The organism is Sphingomonas psychrotolerans, from assembly GCF_002796605.1.
Classification (GTDB): domain Bacteria; phylum Pseudomonadota; class Alphaproteobacteria; order Sphingomonadales; family Sphingomonadaceae; genus Sphingomonas; species Sphingomonas psychrotolerans.
Map to the genome: position 1 here is coordinate 2,029,070 of NZ_CP024923.1, position 19,727 is coordinate 2,048,796.

At 65.2% G+C, this 19,727-nt stretch carries 14 protein-coding genes; 5 read left to right on the forward strand and 9 right to left on the reverse strand.

Annotated features, from left to right (window positions below):
• Positions 1-3: 3 nt before the first annotated feature.
• Positions 4-840 (reverse strand): class I SAM-dependent methyltransferase, encoded by an 837-nt coding sequence (locus tag CVN68_RS09240; RefSeq protein ID WP_100281944.1) that lies wholly within the window; start codon positions 838-840, stop codon positions 4-6.
• A gap of 76 nt (positions 841-916) precedes the next feature.
• Here CVN68_RS09240 and CVN68_RS09245 point away from each other — a divergent pair, with 76 nt between their 5' ends.
• The gene (locus tag CVN68_RS09245; RefSeq protein ID WP_100281945.1) at positions 917-1,342 is read left to right on the forward strand and encodes a helix-turn-helix domain-containing protein; all 426 of its coding nucleotides are present in this window, start codon (positions 917-919) and stop codon (positions 1,340-1,342) included.
• A 12-nt stretch (positions 1,343-1,354) separates the two neighbouring features.
• Here the strand turns inward: CVN68_RS09245 and CVN68_RS09250 are convergent, their stop codons facing one another.
• From CVN68_RS09250 to CVN68_RS09260, 3 genes are all read right to left on the reverse strand, one after another.
• A complete protein-coding gene (locus tag CVN68_RS09250; protein WP_100281946.1) occupies positions 1,355-2,356 on the reverse strand; it encodes a N(4)-(beta-N-acetylglucosaminyl)-L-asparaginase in 1,002 nt (333 codons plus the stop codon).
• Positions 2,353-3,078, reverse strand: coding sequence for a copper homeostasis protein CutC (locus CVN68_RS09255; RefSeq protein ID WP_100281947.1), 726 nt, complete (start codon positions 3,076-3,078; stop codon positions 2,353-2,355). Before CVN68_RS09255 ends, CVN68_RS09250 begins: the two co-directional genes overlap by 4 nt.
• A 151-nt stretch (positions 3,079-3,229) precedes the next feature.
• Complete coding sequence (locus tag CVN68_RS09260; protein WP_100281948.1) at positions 3,230-6,178, reverse strand: TonB-dependent receptor; 2,949 nt, start codon at positions 6,176-6,178, stop codon at positions 3,230-3,232.
• Positions 6,179-6,704: 526 nt separating this feature from the next.
• On the opposite strand from CVN68_RS09260, the gene CVN68_RS09270 reads away from it, so the two are divergent.
• Together CVN68_RS09270 and CVN68_RS09275 are read left to right on the forward strand one after the other, a co-directional pair.
• On the forward strand, positions 6,705-8,510 hold the full coding sequence (locus CVN68_RS09270; protein ID WP_100281950.1) for an IlvD/Edd family dehydratase: 1,806 nt from the start codon (positions 6,705-6,707) through the stop codon (positions 8,508-8,510).
• A gap of 75 nt (positions 8,511-8,585) precedes the next feature.
• Complete coding sequence (locus CVN68_RS09275; protein WP_100281951.1) at positions 8,586-9,134, forward strand: DUF3617 domain-containing protein; 549 nt, start codon at positions 8,586-8,588, stop codon at positions 9,132-9,134.
• A 93-nt stretch (positions 9,135-9,227) separates the two neighbouring features.
• Here CVN68_RS09275 and CVN68_RS09280 read toward each other — a convergent pair whose 3' ends face one another.
• The 5 genes from CVN68_RS09280 to araD1 form a co-directional block, all read right to left on the reverse strand.
• The gene (locus CVN68_RS09280) at positions 9,228-10,148 is read right to left on the reverse strand and encodes a glycoside hydrolase family 27 protein (RefSeq protein WP_324871643.1); all 921 of its coding nucleotides are present in this window, start codon (positions 10,146-10,148) and stop codon (positions 9,228-9,230) included.
• Positions 10,148-10,558 (reverse strand): alpha-amylase family protein, encoded by a 411-nt coding sequence (locus CVN68_RS24285; protein ID WP_324871645.1) that lies wholly within the window; start codon positions 10,556-10,558, stop codon positions 10,148-10,150. Before CVN68_RS24285 ends, CVN68_RS09280 begins: the two co-directional genes overlap by 1 nt.
• Positions 10,555-12,885, reverse strand: coding sequence for a glycoside hydrolase family 127 protein (locus CVN68_RS09285; RefSeq protein ID WP_100281952.1), 2,331 nt, complete (start codon positions 12,883-12,885; stop codon positions 10,555-10,557). Before CVN68_RS09285 ends, CVN68_RS24285 begins: the two co-directional genes overlap by 4 nt.
• Positions 12,885-14,426 carry an alpha-N-arabinofuranosidase gene (locus tag CVN68_RS09290; RefSeq protein WP_100281953.1) on the reverse strand — a complete coding sequence of 514 codons (1,542 nt, stop codon included), beginning with the start codon at positions 14,424-14,426 and terminating at the stop codon, positions 12,885-12,887. The genes CVN68_RS09285 and CVN68_RS09290 overlap by 1 nt, the downstream gene beginning before the upstream one ends.
• 73 nt (positions 14,427-14,499) lie before the next feature.
• Positions 14,500-15,489, reverse strand: coding sequence for an AraD1 family protein (gene araD1, locus CVN68_RS09295; protein WP_100281954.1), 990 nt, complete (start codon positions 15,487-15,489; stop codon positions 14,500-14,502).
• Positions 15,490-15,764: 275 nt separating this feature from the next.
• On the opposite strand from araD1, the gene CVN68_RS09300 reads away from it, so the two are divergent.
• Together CVN68_RS09300 and CVN68_RS09305 are read left to right on the forward strand one after the other, a co-directional pair.
• Entirely contained in the window at positions 15,765-18,668 is a 2,904-nt protein-coding gene (locus CVN68_RS09300) for a TonB-dependent receptor (protein ID WP_100281955.1), read from the forward strand.
• Positions 18,669-18,724: 56 nt separating this feature from the next.
• The gene (locus CVN68_RS09305; RefSeq protein WP_233503657.1) at positions 18,725-19,702 is read left to right on the forward strand and encodes an arabinan endo-1,5-alpha-L-arabinosidase; all 978 of its coding nucleotides are present in this window, start codon (positions 18,725-18,727) and stop codon (positions 19,700-19,702) included.
• Positions 19,703-19,727: the final 25 nt, after the last annotated feature.

Sequence of the window (19,727 nt, forward strand, 5' to 3'; positions counted from 1 at the left end):
GGGTCAGCCCGCGCGCCCGCCGATCCGCCAGCACGCGGCAGCGAAACGCACCTCGTCTTGCTGCACATAAGGATCGAACGCCGCACGGACCGTCTCCACGATGCGTTCACGGGCGGGTGCATCGACCTGGCCGAGCAAACGGCCAACCGGGCCCAGCCGCGTGAAATAGCGCACCAGTTCGGCCTCCGGCATCACGCAGGGGATGTCGAGCGGGCGCACCGCGACATCGCCCCATCCGCCCTCGCCGAGGATCGTGCGGACGCGATCGGGGTCAGCAAAACCGAACTGGCCCGGCCCACCCGCTTTGCGCGCCGGGAGGCAGGGTAGCAACGGCGCAGCGGCGCGCTCGGCAGTGATCATGAACGGATTGTCCTCGGCACTGCGCCAGACGATCAGGTCGAGCGCCGCACCGTCGCGCGCGCTGCCGCGCAAATTGGCGAAGGCCGCGACCGGATCGGCGAAAAACATCACGCCGAAGCGCGACACGATCCTGTCGAAGCGCCGCGCTTCGAAGCCATGCGTCTCGGCATCGCCGACGACGAAATCGACCGGCAGGGCTTCCCAACCGGCACGGGCGCGCGCCGCCTCGATCATCGGCGCCGAGATATCGAGCCCCGTGCAGCGCGCGGCCGCGAGCGCTCGCGCCACCGCGACGGTCGTGCTGCCGGTGCCGCAGCCAATGTCGAGCACGTCGTCCGCGACTTGCGCGAGCGCGCCTTCGACGAGCAATTGCTCGAACGGCGCGAACAATCGATCGAGCAGATCCTGCCCGTCGACCCAGGCCTGCCCGGCGCTTCCGTTCCACAATGCCGCCTGATCTTCCGGTGCCTCTATCTGCATTTTCCGCTTCCTTTTGCTTGCGATTCGCGTTTCGAAATTGCACCTTGCCACTTCAAGTCGACTTGAGGTCAAGGGCATGCGCGATATCGATATTTCGGAAGTGGCGCGACTCTCCGGCGTGCGTGCATCGGCGCTGCGACATTATGAGGAAAAGGGACTGATCGTCTCGATCGGCCGGCGCGGGTTGCGGCGGCTATACGATGCCGAAGTGCTCGAGCGGCTGGCGTTGATTGCCGTGGGGCGCGCCGCCGGCTTCTCGCTCGACGAGATCGCCGGCATGTTCGGGCCCGGCGGGCCGCAAATCGACCGGCAGGTGCTGGCGGACAAGGCCGACGAGATCGATGCGACGATCCGCAAGCTCGGCGCGGTCCGCGACGGGCTGCGCCACGCCGCCGCCTGCCCTGCCCCGAGCCATATGGAATGTCCGACCTTCCGGCGGATCCTGCGCGGCGCGGTCAACCGCGGCTACGGGCGCCAATCTTCGCAGTTCGGCAAGGCCTGACCCTGCGCAGCGTCACGCGACGAACAGGCTCGCCGACGGCAGTATTTCCGCCGCGCCCGAATGGCGCGTCACTGCATAGGTGAAGCCCGGAAGCAGCGCATAGGCGCCGACGCTACCGTCCGCGCCGAGCGCGAGGAAGCCGACCTGCAGCCCCTTGATCGCCGCGCCGCGCAACTTTGCGATGTGCCTGACGGCCTCCTCGCACGCCGCCTGCGGCGAAAGGCCGGCGCGCATCGACGCCACGACACGGGCAGTGCCGGCGATGCGAGTCACCTCCTCGCCGACCCCGGTCGAGGCGGCAGCACCGACGCCCTTTTCGAGAAACAGGCCGGCCCCCGCCTGTGGGGAGTCGCCAACGCGCCCGCGCATCTTGAACGCCATGCCGGAAGTGGTGCAGGCCGCCGCCAGATGCCCGTCCAGCCCGCGCGCGAGGATGCCGATCGTATCGTGGTTGCGGCTCGACCCAGGCGGTCCGGGCAACTGGTTCTCGCTATTGGCGATGGGCCGGTAGCGCGCGGTCTTCAGCCATTCGCGCCACGCCTGTTCGGCCTCGGGCGTGAGCAATGCGGTGCGCTTCATGCCCTGATCGAGCGCGAAGCGAGTGGCGCCTTCGCCGACGAGCAGGGTATGCGGAGTCTTCTCCATGACCAGCCGCGCGACCGAGATGGCATGGACGACGTCCTCGAGCGCGGCGACCGCGCCGACGCGACCGTCCTCGTCCATGATGATCGCGTCGAGCGTGACATGCCCGTCGCGGTCGGGATAGCCGCCATAGCCTACCGAATGATTGGTCGGATCCGCTTCGGGAACGCGCGCGCCCGCCTCGACCGCGTCGAGCGCCGAGCCGCCAGCCTTGAAGCGGGCAAGGGCCGCTTCGTTCGCTGCCTTGCCGAAGTCCCAGGTGGAGGCGAGCGCGATGGGGTCGGCGGGCGCCGCGCCGGCCGCGCCCGCGGCGAAGGCGGTGGCGGCGGTTGCGCCGAGGCCCAGCGCGCCGCGTCGTGTGATGGCGCTCATCCTGCTTCCCCTTCGAGCGCCGCGCGCAGTTGCGCCACGATCCTGCTGTCGGTCCGCCGGCGCGGGCCGCTGGCGAAGCCGAGACGCAGCGTGGCGGCGTCGGGTTCGGGGCCGGGCGCGCTGGCCGATCCGTGCACTTCCCGCACGCCGGTATCGGCGACGAGGCGTGCGACATTGGCCGGGGTGACCCCCGAGCCGGCGATGATCGACAGTCGCTCGCCGGCCGCGCCGACCATCGCCGCGAGCGTCGCCGCGCCTTCGACCGCGGTCAGTGCCCCGCCCGAACTGAGGATCTTGTCATAGCCGAGCGCCGCCGCCTGCCCCACCGCCGCGACTGGATCGGGCACCAGATCGATCGCGCGATGCAGGACGATCGCCGCATCGCGCGCGGCGTCACGGAAGCGGGCCAGCGCGTCCAGGTCGAGCCCGCCATCGGGCCGCAGCGCACCGACCACCACCCCGGCGACACCGCGCGACACCGCCAGCCCGATCTCCTCGACCATCAGCGCCGCCTCGCCCTCCTCGAGCACGAAGCCGCCCGCGCGGGGGCGGATCATCATGTGGGCAGGGCAGCCGCTCCGCAGCGCCGCTTCCAGCAGGGCTGCCGAGGGCGTGAGGCCGCCGAGTTCGAGGGCGCCGCACAATTCGATTCGATCCGCCCCCCCGGCAATAGCTGCCTGAAGGCCCGCGGGATCGTCGACGCAGATTTCCAGTTTCGGCACGGCATGGTTCCTAGGGAAGTCTGCCGCGCGATTGAAGGGGGTGCGGGGCTACGGCTTCGCGGCGCCTACGCAGGCCTGGCGGACGCACATCCTATTCCCACAAAAAGTGGCGGGGCGCACAAAGGGGAAGGCGCCCCGCCGGGGAGTTAGGTCAGAAGCGATATCCGAGGCGGAACTGGATGCGCCGCGGCAGGGTCAGCAGGTTGCGACCGATATCGGCGGGGTCGAGCGGGTTCACCACTTCGCCGGTCGTCGGGTCGATCGTGTTGTTGAAGCTGTCGTCGAAGCCTTCGAAATTCTTGTTGTTGAAGGCATTGAGCAAGTCGACGGCCGCCTCGACCTGATGACCGCCGAACAGCTTGAACTTCTTCGCTAGCGACAGATTGACTTCGCAATAGGCGAACACGCCGCCGATGCAGTTTTTCTGCGGATAGGCGGCGGTGAAGCGATTGAATCCGGAGTCGGCGCCGTTGGTCTGATCGGTCACGCGGAATGCCTGGCCGCTGCCGAGCGTGGTCAGGGTCGAGAACTGGAAGCCGAGCGGCAGATCGACGATCCCCGAGAAGACGAGGCGATGACGCTCGTCGCCGTTGCGCGGGCGCCAGCCATAATCGTCGGGAGTGATCGCATCGAGGCTGAACAGATCGCCGCCATTCTGCTCGCCCTTGGAGAGCGTGTAGGCGATATTGATCCCCCAGCCCGAGGCGGGGCTGTAGGGTTTGTCGAGCGTGACGAAGAGAGCCTTGTAGCGCGTGTCGAGCCCGTCATAGCCGATCAACACGTTGGCATAGCCGAACGGCACCACCGGCGCGGTGTTGCAGCAGCCGCCGAGCCCGTTGTTGTTCCGGGTGGCGAACAGATGCGTATAGCCGTTTCGGCCACGCTGGTACGATCCGGTAACCGATGCCTGGAAAATGCCGAACCGCTGGCGTACGCCGAGGCTGATCTGGTCGTTGACCGGCGGCTTGGCGTCGTTCTTGACCGCGAACAATTCGGGATTACCCGCCCCCGCCGCACTCGCCCGCAGCGCGAGCAAACCTTCCCGGGTTAGGTAGGACGGGTTCCACTGGATCGTCGGCAGCCCACTACGCGGTGCACCGTCGACTGAGAAGCGGAACACGCCAACCGGGTTGATCGTCCGCGAGAGTTCGTCAACCGTGTTGTTAAAGCTATTACGATCGTAATAACGGCCGAGGCCGCCGAAGATGACCGTCGAGCGATCCCCGTTCAGATCCCAGGAGAAGCCGAGCCTCGGTGCGATCGCGCCGGCGAAAGGGCTTCGATCATTGCCGTCGGTGATATAGTTTTCGGGATCGAAATAGGCTGTCGTCGGCAACGCCCGCAACGCCGCAGCCGCGGCAGCCGGAGTGCGATACTCGTTGTTGAATCCGTTGGTCTCATAGTCCCAGCGTATGCCGAGATTGAGCTGGAGCCGATCGGTCACATCCCAATCGTCCTGCACGTACAGGCCCACTTGCGTGTTGGAGCCCTGCACCAATCCGCTGCCCAGTCCGAGTCGCGCTTCCGCCGGAAAGGAATAGTTAAGGTTGTTCTGAGGCTCGCGCCGGAAGATGTAACGCGGCTGGATGAGGTTCTGGTTGTCGAAGTCGATATCGGTGATTTCGACGCGCGCACCGACCTTGAAGGCGTGGCCCTCGACACCGGTATAAGTGAAATCGTTGCGCAGCGTGTGGCCCTTCTGAACCTCGCGCCGCGTCGAATCCTTGCCGCCGAACAGGATAACGCCGTCATAGTCGAAGCTTGGTAGCCCCGGGTTCAACGACGTCGGATTGAAGGTGTAATCGAGGAAGTTCGCATTGAACTCGTTTATGAAGTTCTCGCCATTATGCGTCCACTTGAAGAGATAGGTGTCGACCTGATTGCGTTTGTTCTCGGCATATTCGTAGGAGGTATTACCGCCGAAACCCTGGATGTCGGTTTCCTGACGGCGGCTGAACGACAGGTCGAACGTGTTGCGATCGTCCGGAGTCAGTGTCAATTTGCCGAAATAGAAGTCCCCACGGAAAGGGCTGACGAACGCGCCCTCGAAGTCGGCGAGGCGACGTCCGGAAAATTGCTCGAACTCGGCGATCGCCGCCGAATTGCCGGTGCTGTCGACGTTGAACGCGCGATTCTGATCGTTGCCCTCATAAGCGAGGAAGAAGAACAACTTGTCCTTGATGATCGGGCCGCCGAGCGAAACGCCATATTGCTTGCGCTCGAAATCGGGCTCGGGCCGATTGTTGCGCTTGTCGAAGTACGATTTCTGCGCAAGCCCCTTGTCGGTATATTGGCCGAATGCTTCGCCGTGGAATTCGTTGGTGCCCGATTTGGTGATCGCGGTGACAATCGCCGAACCGGCCTGCTCGTACTCGGCCTTGTAGTTCTGCGTCAGCACGCGGAACTCCTGCACCGCCAGCTGGCCGAACGGATTGCCGCGGCTGTTCTGCTGGCCGGCGATGCCACCCTCGCGCAACTTGTTTTTCAGACTGACGCCGTCGATGAACACGTTGACCTGGCTGGCGGTCGAGGCGCCAGACTGGATGCCCTTGTCGGTTTCGCTGTCGTTGTAGCGCACCCCGGGCGCCAGCGCCGCAAAGGACAGGAAGTTGCGATCGGTCTGCGGCAGGGTGCGGATCTGCTCCTGGCTGACATTGGTCGCGACTTCGCTGGTGCGGGTCTCGGCCAGCCGCGAACCGGTGACGACGATCTCGCTCTCGCCCTCGTCGACGGCAGCGACGGTTTCCGCGCCGACTGCAAGATCGAGCGACGCCGCCTGGCCGACGCCGAGCGTCACCGTCTGGCTGCTGGTCTGCTCGCCCGCAGTCGCAGTCACTTCGTACGAGCCGGGGCGCAGCCCGCTCAGCGTGTAGCGACCATCGGCGGCGCTGGTGGCGCGATAGGTCTGGTTGGTGCCGGTGTTGCGCGCCGAAACCTGCGCGCCTGCGGCGGCGCTGCCGTCACTCGCGGTCACGTGCCCGCGGATCGAGCCGGTGGTGACCTGCGCCGCCGCCGGCGCGGGCAACATCACCGCGCCGCCTGCCAGCATCGTCGCCGCTGCGAGATATGCCCTGAAGGTTTTTCCCTGATGGATCGTCATAGTCTATCCCTTCCCGTTCTTACGCTTTTGTTATGCCGCTCTGGCCGTTGACGCTGATCGGCGCGCGCTGCCGAAGCGCGCGCGCACGGCCTGCTGCAGTCACGGAGAATTCACCTCAAAATCCCGATCGGGTTTCATGCTCACTCTCCTGATCCCGGCTTCTGTAACCGGTTACATAATTCTGCGTATCGACAGATACGTCCGACAACGATGTCAAAATCGATTTTGACGCATGCTGTCAATCCTGGTGACGGCTGAGAACGTTCTCATCATGAAGGCGGTGGCACACCGTGTCCGAACGGCAACAGTGTCGAACACCCGCGTGCCCCGCCCCTGCATGCATCTCACGATCCTCTGTCCCAAGAGGTCGCGCCGCTGCAGCGCACCGCGCCGGTCGCCCATGCGTCGAAGGTCCGGAGCGCACTATGCTTCAAAAAGCGCGCCGTTCACTCTTGTCCCTGAGGGGATTTTTTGCCAAATAGTCTGACTAATCAGGGCACAGTGCCCAGGGGCTGACACAACCGAAATGACTCACGATTCCAGCAATTCGCCACGCAAGCTTCGTTCGCGTGCGTGGTTCGACGATCCCTCGAACGCCGACATGACGGCGCTCTATCTGGAGCGCTACATGAATTTCGGCATCAGCCTCGACGAGCTTCAGTCGGGCCGGCCGATCATCGGGATCGCCCAGACCGGCAGCGACCTCAGCCCGTGCAACCGCCACCATCTCGTGCTCGCCGAGCGCGTCCGCGACGGCATTCGCGAGGCCGGCGGGATCGCGATCGAATTCCCCGTCCATCCGATCCAGGAGACCGGCAAGCGGCCGACCGCGGGGCTCGACCGCAACCTCGCCTATCTCGGACTGGTCGAGACGCTCTACGGCTATCCGATCGATGGCGTGGTGCTGACCACCGGCTGCGACAAGACCACGCCTGCCTGCCTGATGGCCGCGGCGACTGTGAACATCCCGGCGATCTCGCTGTCGGTGGGGCCGATGCTCAACGGCTGGCACAAGGGCGAGCGCACCGGATCGGGCACGATCGTATGGAAGGCGCGCGAATTGCTGGCGGCGGGCGAGATCGACTATCAGGGCTTCATCAAGCTGGTCGCGACTTCGGCGCCTTCGACCGGCTTTTGCAACACGATGGGCACCGCATCGACGATGAACTCGCTGGCCGAAGTGCTCGGCATGTCGCTGCCCGGCTCCGCGGCGATCCCCGCGCCGTATCGTGACCGGCAGGAATCGGCCTATCGCACTGGCCTGCAGATCGTCGAGATGGTCGCGGCCGACCGCAAGCCCAGCGACGTGCTGACGCGCGAGGCGTTCCTCAACGCGGTCCGGGTCAATTCGGCGATCGGGGGATCGACCAACGCGCCGATCCATCTGAACGCGATCGCCCGCCATATCGGCGTCGAACTCGATCTCGACGATTGGCAGGCGCATGGCCGCGACGTGCCGTTGCTGGTCAACCTCCAGCCGGCGGGCGAGTATCTCGGCGAGGATTATTATCGCGCCGGCGGCGTGCCCGCGGTGGTCGCCGAGCTGATGCGCCAGGGGCTGATCTTCGAGGACGCGCTCACCGTCAACGGCCGCAGTATCGGCGACAATTGCCGCGACGCCGTGATCGAGGACGAGAAGGTCATCCGCCCCTACGACGCGCCGCTCAAGGAAGCCGCAGGCTTCTCGGTGCTGCGCGGCAATCTGTTCGACAGTGCGATCATGAAGCTCAGCGTGATCTCGCCCGAGTTCCGCGAGCGCTATCTTTCCGATCCCACCGATCCCGACGCGTTCGAAGGGCCGGTGTTGGTGTTCGACGGACCCGAGGATTATCACGCGCGGATCGACGATCCCGCACTCGGCGTGGACGAGCGCACTTTGCTGATCATGCGCGGCGCCGGACCGATCGGCTATCCGGGGGCAGCGGAAGTAGTGAACATGCGGCCGCCAGTACAGCTGATCCAGAAGGGCATTCACGCCCTCCCCTGCATCGGCGACGGCCGGCAATCAGGGACGAGCGGCAGCCCATCGATCCTGAATGCCTCGCCCGAGGCGGCGGCGGGGGGCGGGCTCGCTTTGCTCCGCACCGGCGACCGCGTCCGGATCGATCTGCGCAAGGGCACCGCGAACATGCTGGTTGGCGACGAGGAACTGGCGGAGCGCCGCGCGGCGCTGGAGGCGAGCGGCGGCTTCAAATTCCCCGCCAGCCAGACGCCGTGGCAGGAGATCCAGCGCGCGATCAACGGCCAGGCCGAGAGCGGCGCGGTGCTCGAGCCCGCGGTCAAGTATCAAAGACTGGCGCAGACCTTCGGCGTGCCCCGCCACAACCATTGATCGGGCATTGATCGCGCGCTTGCCGGGAATCCGCCCGATCCATATGCTGGCAAGAATGAACAGGGAGAGAAATCGATGAAGAAGCTGTTATTGCTCGCGCCTCTTGCGTTGTCAGCGTGTAATTCCGGCCCCTCGGTGGAGGCGACCAACGCCAGCGCCAAGGAAGTCGCCGAGAAGGTGGCGGCGAGCGGCGCTGCCCCGTCGCTCTCGCCCGGGCGCTGGGAAGGCACCGCCACGATCACCAACATGGAGATTCCCGGCATGCCGCCCGAGGCGGCCGCGCGCATGAAGGGTGCGATGGCCACCGGCCACAGCTTCGCCAATTGCCTGACCCCCGAACAGGCGAAGAAGCCGGCGGCGGACTTCTTCTCGGGCGACAACAAGGATTGCCGCTACGATCATTTCAGCATGGCGAACGGGCGGCTGGACGCCAAGATGCAGTGCAAGAGCGCGGGCATGACCGTCGACGCGACGATGACGGGCAAGTTCTCGAGCGACAATTACCAGATGACCATGACCACCAAGAGCGCCGGCGCGGCCGGGCAGCCGATGACTGCGCATACGATGACGCTCAAGATGGACGCCCGCCGCACCGGCGAATGCACGGGCAAGGAAACCAGCTGACGCCAACCATAACCGTCATCCTGGTGAAAGCCGGGATCTCGAGCCGTATCGCGCGGCGCCTGAGATCCCGGCTTTCGCCGGGATGACGTGGATTCAGCTTAGTCGGTAGAGCCCCGATCCGTGCGGCGGCAGAGTGACGGCGAAGCGGGTCTTCGCTTCGCCTAAGTCGAGGCCCGCCCATAAGTCGCGGACCTGGACGCCACCCGAGATGCCCATGGCAGACAGGTCGGCGGCAATCGCCTCCGCAGTCTCGCCGATATTGAACAAAGCGAGATAGCGCGCGCTCGAGCGGGTGTCGCGCGAGGTCCAGCCGACATGGGTGCCGGTGCGGAATAGCTGGCGCGCGGCAGTGCCGTACTGATTCACTGCAAGCACTTCGTCGTTGGTGAGCAGCGCCAGCGTTTCGGCGTCGAGCGCGCGCAGGTCGCCGCCCATGATCAGCGGCGAGCGAGCGATCGACCATAATGACATCATCGTGCGCTGCTCGTCGGGCGTGAAGCGCGTGCGGCGCTTGCCCAGAGCGAGCAGGCCGAGCGGCAGCATGTCGGCATCGGGCCAGGCACCGGGGCGCAGATGCGGCGCCCAGTCCGCGAGGCGTTTGAACTGCGAGAGCAATAGCGGCCATTCGTCCCAGAAATCGTCGCTGATCCGCCAGAGGTTCGCGTGATCGGCGACATGCGCCGCGGCGGAAAGCGCCGTTTCGCCCGGGGAGATGCTGAGCACCATCGGCCGGCCGCTGCGATCGATCGCGCGGCGCACCGCCTCGATCTCGGGCTGGTTGCGGTGATAGGGCCGCGCGATGTCGTCGACCTTGACGAAATCGACGTCCCACGAGGCGATCAGAGCAAAGACGCTGTCATAATATGCCTGGGCGCCCGGCTTCGCCATGTCGACGCCGTACATGTCCGAATTCCAGGGGCAGATGTTCACGCGGTCGGCGATGTCCCCGCAGCGATATCGGGTGCCGAGGATCGGCAGGTTGCGATCGGCAGCGAGGCGCGGGACGCCGCGCATCAGATGGATGCCGAATTTGAGCCCGAGGCGGTGGGCAAAATCGGCGAGCGGCTTGAACCCCCTGCCCCCGCCGCCGACGGAAAGCGATTGGGTGCGGGCAGCAGCCGGCCATTGCCGTCCATCGCCAGCTCGACGCCGACGCGATATTCGAACCCCGTGGCGCCGGGCTCGTACCATTGGATGTCGACGGTAAAGACGTCATAGCCGTGCGGCAGCAGCTTGCCCGCCATCACCACGGCATTGGCGCGTGCCTGCTCCTCGTTGATCGTCGCGGCGAAGCTGTCCCAGCTGTTCCAGCCCATCGGCGGGCGCGGCGCGAAGTCGCGAAAGTTGCGCTGCGGCCTGGCGTGCGCAGCGATCGGTGCCGCTGCGAGCAAACCGAGCGCGTGGCGGCGGCTGACCCCGCTCATTTCGCCAGTGTCCGCGCTTCGTAGACGAACGCGTCGGTGCCCCTGGTCTCGAAGCGCACCGTCACCTTGTCCTTGCCGCGGGTGAGTTCCTCGGGGATCGGATAGTCCACGCCAACGAAGCGCTTCACCGGCGGCGCGGCGCGGCGCTCGTTGGCGATGCGCGTGCCTTCGACCGAGATGTCGAAATTCTTGTTCACTTCCTCACCCCAATAAAGCGCGCTGAGCAGCATCGGACCGGGCCGCACCGCGAGCGTGAATTCCATGTAATTGCCCATGCCCCACGGAAGCTGCCGTGCGCTGCGGCCGCCCCACGAGAAAAGATCCCCATGGTTCGAGCGATAGTCATGGTCGCGCTCGGGCTGCATCTCGCCGAGATGCAGAACATCGATGGTGCGTGCGTCGAGCGCCGCCTTCTCGCGTTGCGCAGCCTCATAGGCGGCTTGTTCGGTCTTCCACTGCGCCTCGGTGAAGCGCGGGAAATAGACTGCTGTGCGGCGGTCGTACTGATGGAAGAAAGGCATCAGAGTTAGCGCCTGCGGCCGTGCGTCGGCGAGACGGTAGCGATGCTCGGCGGGGCCGGTCGGGACGAGTGCCGCGGCAGGATCCTCGCTCACCAATACCGGGGCAGGCCCGTCGAACGGCGCCGCGGCGGGACCGAGATCGGCGGCGAGGACGAGCGGCCCGCTCAGATAAGCCAGCGTCCGCGGATCGTCGGGCGTGGGCTCGGTGCGGATCCGCATCGGCAAAGTGAGCTCGATCCGATCCCCCGCCCGCCAGCGGCGATCGAGCCGGGCATAGCCGGTCGCACGGTCGAGCGGCTGGGGCTTCCCGTTGAGCATCAATGCCGGCGCGTCGCACCAGCCGGGCAGGCGTAGCGCGATCGCCGTCGCGGCGCGCGGCGCCCTGGTCACGCGGAGCGTCACCCGCTCGCTGAACGGATAGCCGGTGTCGAGCGCGAGCCCGAGGCCCCGCTCCTTCCACTCGGCGGTGGAGGGGATGAACAGGTTGACGAACAAGGTCGCGTCGTCGTGCCAATAGATGCTCTCGCCATGCTTGGCGTGGGTCTCCATCCCCGAGCCGACGCAGCACCAGAAGCTGTCTTCGGGCGTTGAATAGGTTCGCCGGGCGCCGGCGCTGAGCGGCATGAAATAGACGAACATCCCCGTCTCTGGATGCTGGTGTGCGAGCAGATGGTTGAGGTGGATGCGCTCGTAATAGTCGAACAATGCCGCGTCGGGCTGCCAGCCGTAGAGATGCCGCGTCAGCTTGAGCATGTTGTAGCTGTTGCACGCCTCGCAGGTGCGCTCGGTGATGCGGGTCGAGATCAGGTCGGGCGGGCCGAAATGCTCGCGCTCGCTATTGCCGCCGATGACATAGCTGTGATGCTGCGCGACGGTCTGGTGGAAGAACCGCGGGGCATCGGCGTGGCGTTGCTCGCCGGTCAGTTCGTAGAGCCGGGCAAGGCCGATCAGTTTGGGGATCTGGGTGTTGGCGTGGAGGCCGGGGAGGTCGTCCTTGCCAGCCGCGAGCGGCGCGAGAACCTTGCGGTGATAGATGCGCTCGGCGAGACGGCGCCAGCGCGGGTTGCCGGTCAGCGCCCAGGTCTCGGCATAGCTGTCGTTGAGGCCGCCATGTTCGGCGGCGAGGAGCTTCTGCATCTGCGCGTCGTCGAGGCCCTCCAATATGGTGCCGAGATAGCCCGCCATCGCCAGCATGACCGGCATCGCCTCGGCCACGTCGCCGAGCCGAACTGCGTCGATGAGGCCGGCATGGACCTTGTGCCAGGTGTAGAGCGGCACCCAGCCCCCGTTGATGTCGAATCCGCCGGTGCGGATGTCGCCCTTGCGAATCTCCTCGAAGACGATCTTGCCGTCGATCACCTTGCCCTCGCGCTCGACGGTGGTGCCGCCGACATAGCCGTCGCCATGCGCGGCCTGGATCCGCGCCATCTCGGCCACGCTATGGCGCAGGCGATCGCGGACCGCGATGTCGCCCGTCTGCGCGAAGAGAAGCGACAAGGCGGAGAGATAATGGCCCAGCGTATGCCCGGCGATCCCGCGCGCCTCCCAGCCGCCATAGGTCTCGCCTTTGGTCGGCAGGCCGGCGCTGGCGTAGAAATTGTGGAGCAGCCGCTCGGGCGAGAGCGACAGCAGATAGCGACGATTGGCCTCGACCGCGTCGCGGAACACCGAAGGCCCGAGCCGCACCGCGGAGAGCGGCAGCGGCCGGACCTTGATCGGTTTTTCCTCGACGCTGCTGCGGGCGACGGCCGGGCCGGCGAGCGCAAGCGCGCTCGCCGAACCGAGGAACAACCGCCGCGTCAGCATCAGTCGATGGCGACCACGACGACCGACTTGGCCGGCAGGTCGAAGGTCAGCTTGCCGCCCGAGCTTCGTGCCGAATAGGTGGCCGGCATGATCGTATTCGGCTTGTCGAAGGTGTTGTGCGTGTCGATCGCCGGCCCGGTCAGGATGCGCCCGCGCGCCGTGCCGCTGAGGTTGGTCGTCACCCGCGCCGGCTTGTTCGGATCGGTGTTGGTGAGCGACAGATAGAGCTTGCCGTCGGTCCCGCGCGCCGCCGACACGTCGACCATCGGCACCTTGAACCCGGCCTTCTCGTAAGTCGGCCCCTTCACCTCGGCGGCATAGGGCGTCGCGCCCTGGAACGGCACGTACATGTCGAAGACATGATAGGTCGGAGTCAGCACCATCCGGCCCTTGTCGGTCAGGATCATCGCCTGCAGCACGTTCACCATCTGGGCGATATTGGCCATCTTCACCCGGTCGGTATGCCGGTGGAAGATGTTGAGGGTCAGCGCCGCGACTTCGGCGTCGCGCAGGCTGTTCTGCTGATAGAGGAAGCCCGGGGTCGAGCCCGCTTCCTGATCGTACCACGTGCCCCATTCGTCGACGTACATCGCGACTTTTTTCTCGGGATCGTGCTTGTCCATCATCTCGGCATGCTTGCCGATCAGTTCGTCCATGAAGGTCGCGCGGCTGAGCGTGGAAGCCCATTCATCCTCGGAGAAGCCGGTAGCGGCGCCCTTCTTGTCCCACTTGCCGGTCGGAAGCGTATAATAATGGACGCTGAGTGCATTCATCCGATCGCGCGCCTGGCGCATCATCACGTCGGTGAAATTATAGTCGCTGGCATTGGCGCCGCTGGCGACCTTGACGATTTTGGGCTTCCCCGCCGGCGCGTTGACGAACTCGGCATAACGGCGGTGGAGGTCCGCCGAATATTCCGGACGCATGCTGCCGCCGCAGCCCCAGGTCTCGTTGCCCACACCGAAATATTTGACCGTCCACGGCTTTTCCCGGCCGTTCTTCTTGCGCTCTTCCGCCAAGCTGCCCTGCTCAGCGGTCATATATTCGACCCACTGGCTCATGTCGCGCGGACCCATTGAGCCCATATTGCCCGCGACATAGGCGTCGGTGCCGAGCAGTTCCGAATAGTTCATGAACTCGTGGGTGCCGAACTGATTGTCCTCGGTCACCCCACCCCAATGGCGGTTGATCCTCACCGGGCGCTTCGCCCTGGGGCCGATACCGTCGCGCCAGTCATATTCGTCGGCGAAGCAGCCGCCGGGCCAGCGCACCACCGGTACCTTGATGTGGCGGAGCGCGGCGAGCACGTCGTTGCGATAGCCATTGGTGTTGGGGATCTTCGAATCCGGGCCGACCCAGACGCCTTCATAGATGCCGCGACCGAGATGCTCGGCGAACTGGCCATAGATTGCGGGCTCGATCTTCGGCCCGGCCTTGCCGGTGTCGACCGTCACCGTGACGTTGACGGGCGCCTGCGCAAAGGCAGGCGCCGCCATCAGCGTCGCCGCGAAGGGCAACAGCCCCAGTTTCCAATGCTTCATGCAACTCTCCCTTTTTGTCGGCGCCCATTCCCGGGCATCCATTTGTCTTACTATCTCTGAGTCGTGGCTGGACTCAAAGCGGAATCACGCGCGCCTCCCCGCCGGGGACGGTGGTCAGCGGGTTGCGCAGCGGCAGCGTGAACGGCGCCGCGATGACTTCGAAGACATCGCCTTCCTCGGTCCGCACGCCGTCGGCGAAGGAGAGCGTCGCGGTCCCGAAGAAATGGACGTGCAGATCGCCCGGCCGACGGAAAAGCCCATATTTGAAATGGTGATGCTCGAGGTTGGCGATGGCGTGCGACATGTTTGCCTCGCCCGAGAGGAAGGGCTTTTCCCAAATCGTCTCGCCGCCCCGAACGATCTTGCTGGTGCCGCGCACATCGGCCGGAAGTTCGCCGACGAGCAGCTCGGCGCCGAGCGAGGCGTGGCGCAGCTTCGAATGCGCCAGCCACAGATAATTGCCGCGCTCGGTGATATGGTCCGAGAATTCGTTGCCCAGCGCGAAGCCCAGCCGGCGCGGGCGGCCTTCATCGTCGATGATGTAGATCCCGGCGATCTCGGGCTCCTCGCTGCCGTCGAGCGCGAAATCGGGCGAAGGCAAAGGTTCGCCCGGGCCGACCAGCGACGAGCCATCACCCTTGTAGAACCATTCGGGCTGGACGCCGGGCTTGCCGTCGGTTGGCTTGCCGCCTTCGAGGCCCATGTTGAACATCCGCATCGAATCGGTGAGCGTGCCGCCGGCCGCTGCCTTGTGCATCTGATCGCGCCCCTCGGCCGAGCCGAGATGGGTGAGCCCGGTGCCGGTGACATAGCAATGCGCGGCATCGGGATGGTCGATCGGCGCGAGCAGCCGGCCCTCGGCCTCGGCGACGGCGAGGTCGACCGGCTCCCCTGCCCGCGCCCGCGCCGCCCCCTCGAGCGACGCATTCTCGCGAATCGCCGCGAGCGCGAGTTCGTAGGTGGTGGCAACGCCGTTCAGCCGCACCGCAGCGCCGTCTTCGAGGAACGCCGCCACGCCGCGCACACCGGTGGAATCACGAAACTGCACGAGCCTGAACGCCATAACCACTGGATCCTCTTCCGATTCGAATAATAGTCAGACTTATATGCGCCTTTCGGCGGGATCAATCCGTCTGCTGCCCGGGCTAGCCCCTTGGGGCATGCCGTCAAGTGCGGCGGAAAAGCCACGATCTCTGCACAACTTGCCGAAAAGCCGCAGCACCCCCGCACAAAGCGCTTGCACGAATTTTCGACTTTCGTATTTTGTCTGACTAATCAAAAGCGCTTCATCAGAACGGGTCCACCCGCCGGGAAGCAAGACAGGAGAGGGGAAATATTATGGTTCTGAAGCGTAGAATTCTCTGTTCGGCATCGCTCGTCGCGCTGGCTTCTTTCGCGGCACCGGCAGCCGCGCAGACCGACGCCGCGGCATCGCAGGCAGACATTGCCGCCGACGGTCCGATCGATCCGGAAACGCAGGACGAGATCGTCGTGACCGGCGTCCGCGCCAGTCTGATCGAAGGCCTTCAGAACAAACGCGAAGCCGTACAGATCATCGAATCGGTCGTCGCCGAGGATGTCGGCAAGCTGCCCGACAACAATGTCGTCGAGGCGCTGCAACGGGTAACCGGTGTCCAGGTGACCAACCGCACCGGCGGCGAGGCCTCAGTGATCTCGATCCGCGGTCTTTCCGACATCACCACGACGTGGAACGGCCGTAACATCTTCACTGCGTCGGGCCGCCAGTTCGCGCTCGCCGATATCCCCGCCAACCTCGTCAAGCGGATCGACGTCTACAAGACGCGTGCCGCCGAGCAGATCGAGACCGGGATCGCCGGCCAGGTCGACGTGTTCACGCGCCGTCCGCTCGATTTCGACGGCTTCGTCTTCTCCGCCTCGGCGCGCGGGATCTACAACGAGCAGGCGGACACGTTTAACCCCAATATCAGCGCGCTGGTCAGCAACCGCTGGGAAACCGGCGCAGGCGCCATCGGTGTGCTGGTCAATGTCAGCTATGCCAAGACCAAATATCGCGACCAGAGCGTGACCGCGGGCGCGATGCTGCCGTTCGCCGGCACGACCAACCTTCCGCAGGGCTCGGGGGCAGCCAATATCTGCAATCCCTCGAATCCGGGCGGCTGGACTCCGCTCGAGCGCATCCAGCCGACCGACTGCCGGGCACCGAACCTCGCCACGGCCGCCAACCTCACCGATCTGCAGCAGCTCTGGACCCCCGGATTGCAGCCCGGCCTCCCAACCGCTGTCGGCTCGACGCTGCTGATCAACGGCGCGCAGGTGCCCTATTACCTCTCGCGCGATGCCGTGTTCATGAGCGATCTTTATGGCGAGCGCGAACGGCCGGCGGTGAACGCCGCGCTGCAATGGGCGCCCAATGACAGCTCCGAATACACTTTCGAGTTCTTCTGGGACGGCTATCGCAACACGACGTTCAACAATCTTGCCTTCACTTTCGTCGACTGGTGGGGGACTCTGGGTCCGAACCCGGCGAACAGCTTCACGCTCTACGACGGCACCAACATCATGAAGACCCGGACGGTCGGCGCACCGTTCCAGTTCAACAGCGGCGACGCGACGAAGCAGCGTACCGACAGTTTCGTCTACGCGCTGAGCGGCAAGTGGAACATCGGCGAAAAATTCAAGCTCGCCGCCGACGCCGCGTATCAGAAGAGCGAATTCAACACCGCCTTCCTCGCAATGCGCACCACGCGCGTGGCGAATTCGGTGTTCGTCGATTTCAACCAGGGCGGCGGCCTCACTGCCTTCCAGTTCGACAACAACCTGCTGCTGCGCGATCCGGGGCAGTGGAACGTCGGTGAACTCTACGACAGCGCCAATCGCAACAAGGGCAATGCCTGGACCGCGACGATCGACGGCGACTATGATGTCGGATCGTTCCTCAGGACGCTCAGCTTCGGCGCGCGCTATGACAAGCGCAATGCCAGCGAAGCCTCGCGCGCGCAGGACGCGCCAGGGCTGAACCGGCCGTTTTCGTCGCTCGACCCGGGCTTTCGTTTCTACAACAAGCCGTTCTTCGACGGCCGGTCGAACGTGCCGCGAAGCTGGGTGGTGGCGAACGGCTATTATCTGTTCGATCATGCCGACGATGTCCGCGCGCTCTATCGCGGCACGGTCGACCCTGGCATCCAGACCAGCGACACGCTCGCGCTCAACGAGAATTTCAACATCGGCGAGACGACCTGGGCTGCGTATCTCCAGGGCGACTTCGAGCTCGGGCCGCTGAAGGTTCAGGCAGGCGTGCGCTACGTCAACGTCAAGACCGACATGAACTTCCTCGACTCGATCTCCGGCGACGCGACCTCGGCGTCGGCGAGCACCGACGAGTTCCTGCCGAGCGCGACGTTGCGCTATGACATCACCGACAATCTCCGGCTGCGCTTCAATTACGGCAAGACGCTGCGCCGCCCGAACTTCGTCGATCTCAACCCGAACCTGACGCTGACCGGCGATCTCACCAATGTCGGCTATGGTTCGGGCACCGGCGGCAATCCCGCCCTCGCGCCGACGCGGGCGACCAACTACGATGCCGCGCTGGAATGGTATTTCGAGAATGACAGCGCGATCTACGCCACGCTGTTCCGCCGCGAGATCGATGGGCTGGTCGTGCCGTTCCGCAGCATCGAGCAAGTCACCGGGACGGGGCTCAACACCACGACCTTCATCATCAACCGGCCGACCAACGCGTCGGAAGGCGTGCTGAAGGGCGCGGAAATCGGGCTGGTCTATTTCCCCACTTTGCCCGGCCTGCTCAACGGGCTGGGCGTGCAGGGCAGCGTGACCTTCCTCGATTCGAAGCAGAACATCCCGATCCAGGACGCGGCGGGCGCAGTGACCGGCGAAGTCGAGACGCCGTTCTTCGGCGTGTCGGATCTCTCTTACAACGTCACGCTGGCCTATGATAACGGTCCGGTCGGCGCGCGGCTCTCTTACGTCTGGCGCAAGGAGTTCCTCAACAACAACGAGGCGTCGCTGTTCGCCAATCCGATCGGCATCTGGCGGCGCCCCGAGAAGAGCCTCGACCTCCAGCTGACCGCCAAGGTCAACGACCGGCTGGCGGTCACGCTGGATGCAGTGAACCTGACCGAGGAATTGAGCCAGTCTTATTATGCCTTCGGTGACGCGGGGGGGCCGGACACTCATAATTTCGGCTCGTCGGTCCTCGGGCGCACTTTCGCGCTCGGCCTGCGTTTCTCGTTCGACTGATCGGACAGGAGACAAGGACCATCCGCATCTTCCGCCTCGGCTACCTGCTCCCGGCGTTGCTCGCCGGGGCATCGGCTCAGGCACCGGCGCAGACCAGCCCGTCTGCGCCGGCATCGCTCAACGCGCGCCTCGCCGGCGACATCGCGCAGGTGCACGATCCCGCGATCATCCGGCAGGGCGACAGCTGGTATTTGTTCACGACGAGCCAGGCAGGCGCAGGCAAGGGCCTGATCCATATCCGCACCTCAACGGATCTCGCCAAATGGACGCGCGCCGCGCCCGTCTTCGCCGAGATGCCGGTATGGGTGAAGGACGCGGTTCCCGGTGCGGCCGGCATCTGGGCGCCCGATGTCCACTTCGCGGGCGGCGAATATCGCATTTATTATTCGGTCTCGACCTTCGGCAAGAACCGCTCCGCGATCGGGCTGGTGACCACGCCTTCGCTCGACAACCCGGTCTGGACCGACAAGGGCCCGGTGCTCCGATCGAGCCAGAAAGACGATTTCAATGCGATCGACCCCAATGTGTTCGACGATGCGCAAGGGCGCCAATGGCTGGCGTTCGGCAGCTTCTGGTCGGGGCTCAAGCTGGTCCGGCTCGATCCGAAGACGGGGCTGCGTTCGGCCGAGGACACCAAGGTTCACGCGATCGCCCGCCGCCCCAGCCCGGGCGCGATCGAGGCGCCCTTCGTGATCCGGCGCGGCGATTTCTATTATCTGTTCGCGTCGTTCGACTTTTGCTGCCGGCGCGCGGCCAGCACCTATTACACCATGGTCGGCCGTTCGAAGGATCCGACGGGTCCCTATCTGGATCTGAAGGGCAAGAGCATGATGGACGGCGGCGGGCTGCTCGTGCTCCACGCCGAGCTCGACCGGAGCAAGCGCTTCGTCGGGCCGGGACATGTCGCGATCCTGCGCGAGGCAAAGCAGGATTACATCGTATACCATGCTTATGATACGCAACGCTCCGGCGTGCCGACGCTCCGCATCCAGCCGCTGGGCTGGACGGACGACGGCTGGCCGGTAGCACTCTGAACAAGCCTTCAGGAGAAGAACAAGC

Coding starts and splice junctions, on each gene's coding strand:
- CVN68_RS09240 (WP_100281944.1), bottom strand. CDS start 840: ATGCAGATAGAGGCACCGGAAGATCAGGCGGCATTGTGGAACGGAAGC.
- CVN68_RS09245 (WP_100281945.1), top strand. CDS start 917: ATGCGCGATATCGATATTTCGGAAGTGGCGCGACTCTCCGGCGTGCGT.
- CVN68_RS09250 (WP_100281946.1), bottom strand. CDS start 2,356: ATGAGCGCCATCACACGACGCGGCGCGCTGGGCCTCGGCGCAACCGCC.
- CVN68_RS09260 (WP_100281948.1), bottom strand. CDS start 6,178: ATGACGATCCATCAGGGAAAAACCTTCAGGGCATATCTCGCAGCGGCG.
- CVN68_RS09270 (WP_100281950.1), top strand. CDS start 6,705: ATGACTCACGATTCCAGCAATTCGCCACGCAAGCTTCGTTCGCGTGCG.
- CVN68_RS09275 (WP_100281951.1), top strand. CDS start 8,586: ATGAAGAAGCTGTTATTGCTCGCGCCTCTTGCGTTGTCAGCGTGTAAT.
- CVN68_RS09280 (WP_324871643.1), bottom strand. CDS start 10,148: ATGCGCGGCGTCCCGCGCCTCGCTGCCGATCGCAACCTGCCGATCCTC.
- CVN68_RS24285 (WP_324871645.1), bottom strand. CDS start 10,558: ATGAGCGGGGTCAGCCGCCGCCACGCGCTCGGTTTGCTCGCAGCGGCA.
- CVN68_RS09285 (WP_100281952.1), bottom strand. CDS start 12,885: ATGCTGACGCGGCGGTTGTTCCTCGGTTCGGCGAGCGCGCTTGCGCTC.
- CVN68_RS09290 (WP_100281953.1), bottom strand. CDS start 14,426: ATGAAGCATTGGAAACTGGGGCTGTTGCCCTTCGCGGCGACGCTGATG.
- araD1 (WP_100281954.1), bottom strand. CDS start 15,489: ATGGCGTTCAGGCTCGTGCAGTTTCGTGATTCCACCGGTGTGCGCGGC.
- CVN68_RS09300 (WP_100281955.1), top strand. CDS start 15,765: ATGGTTCTGAAGCGTAGAATTCTCTGTTCGGCATCGCTCGTCGCGCTG.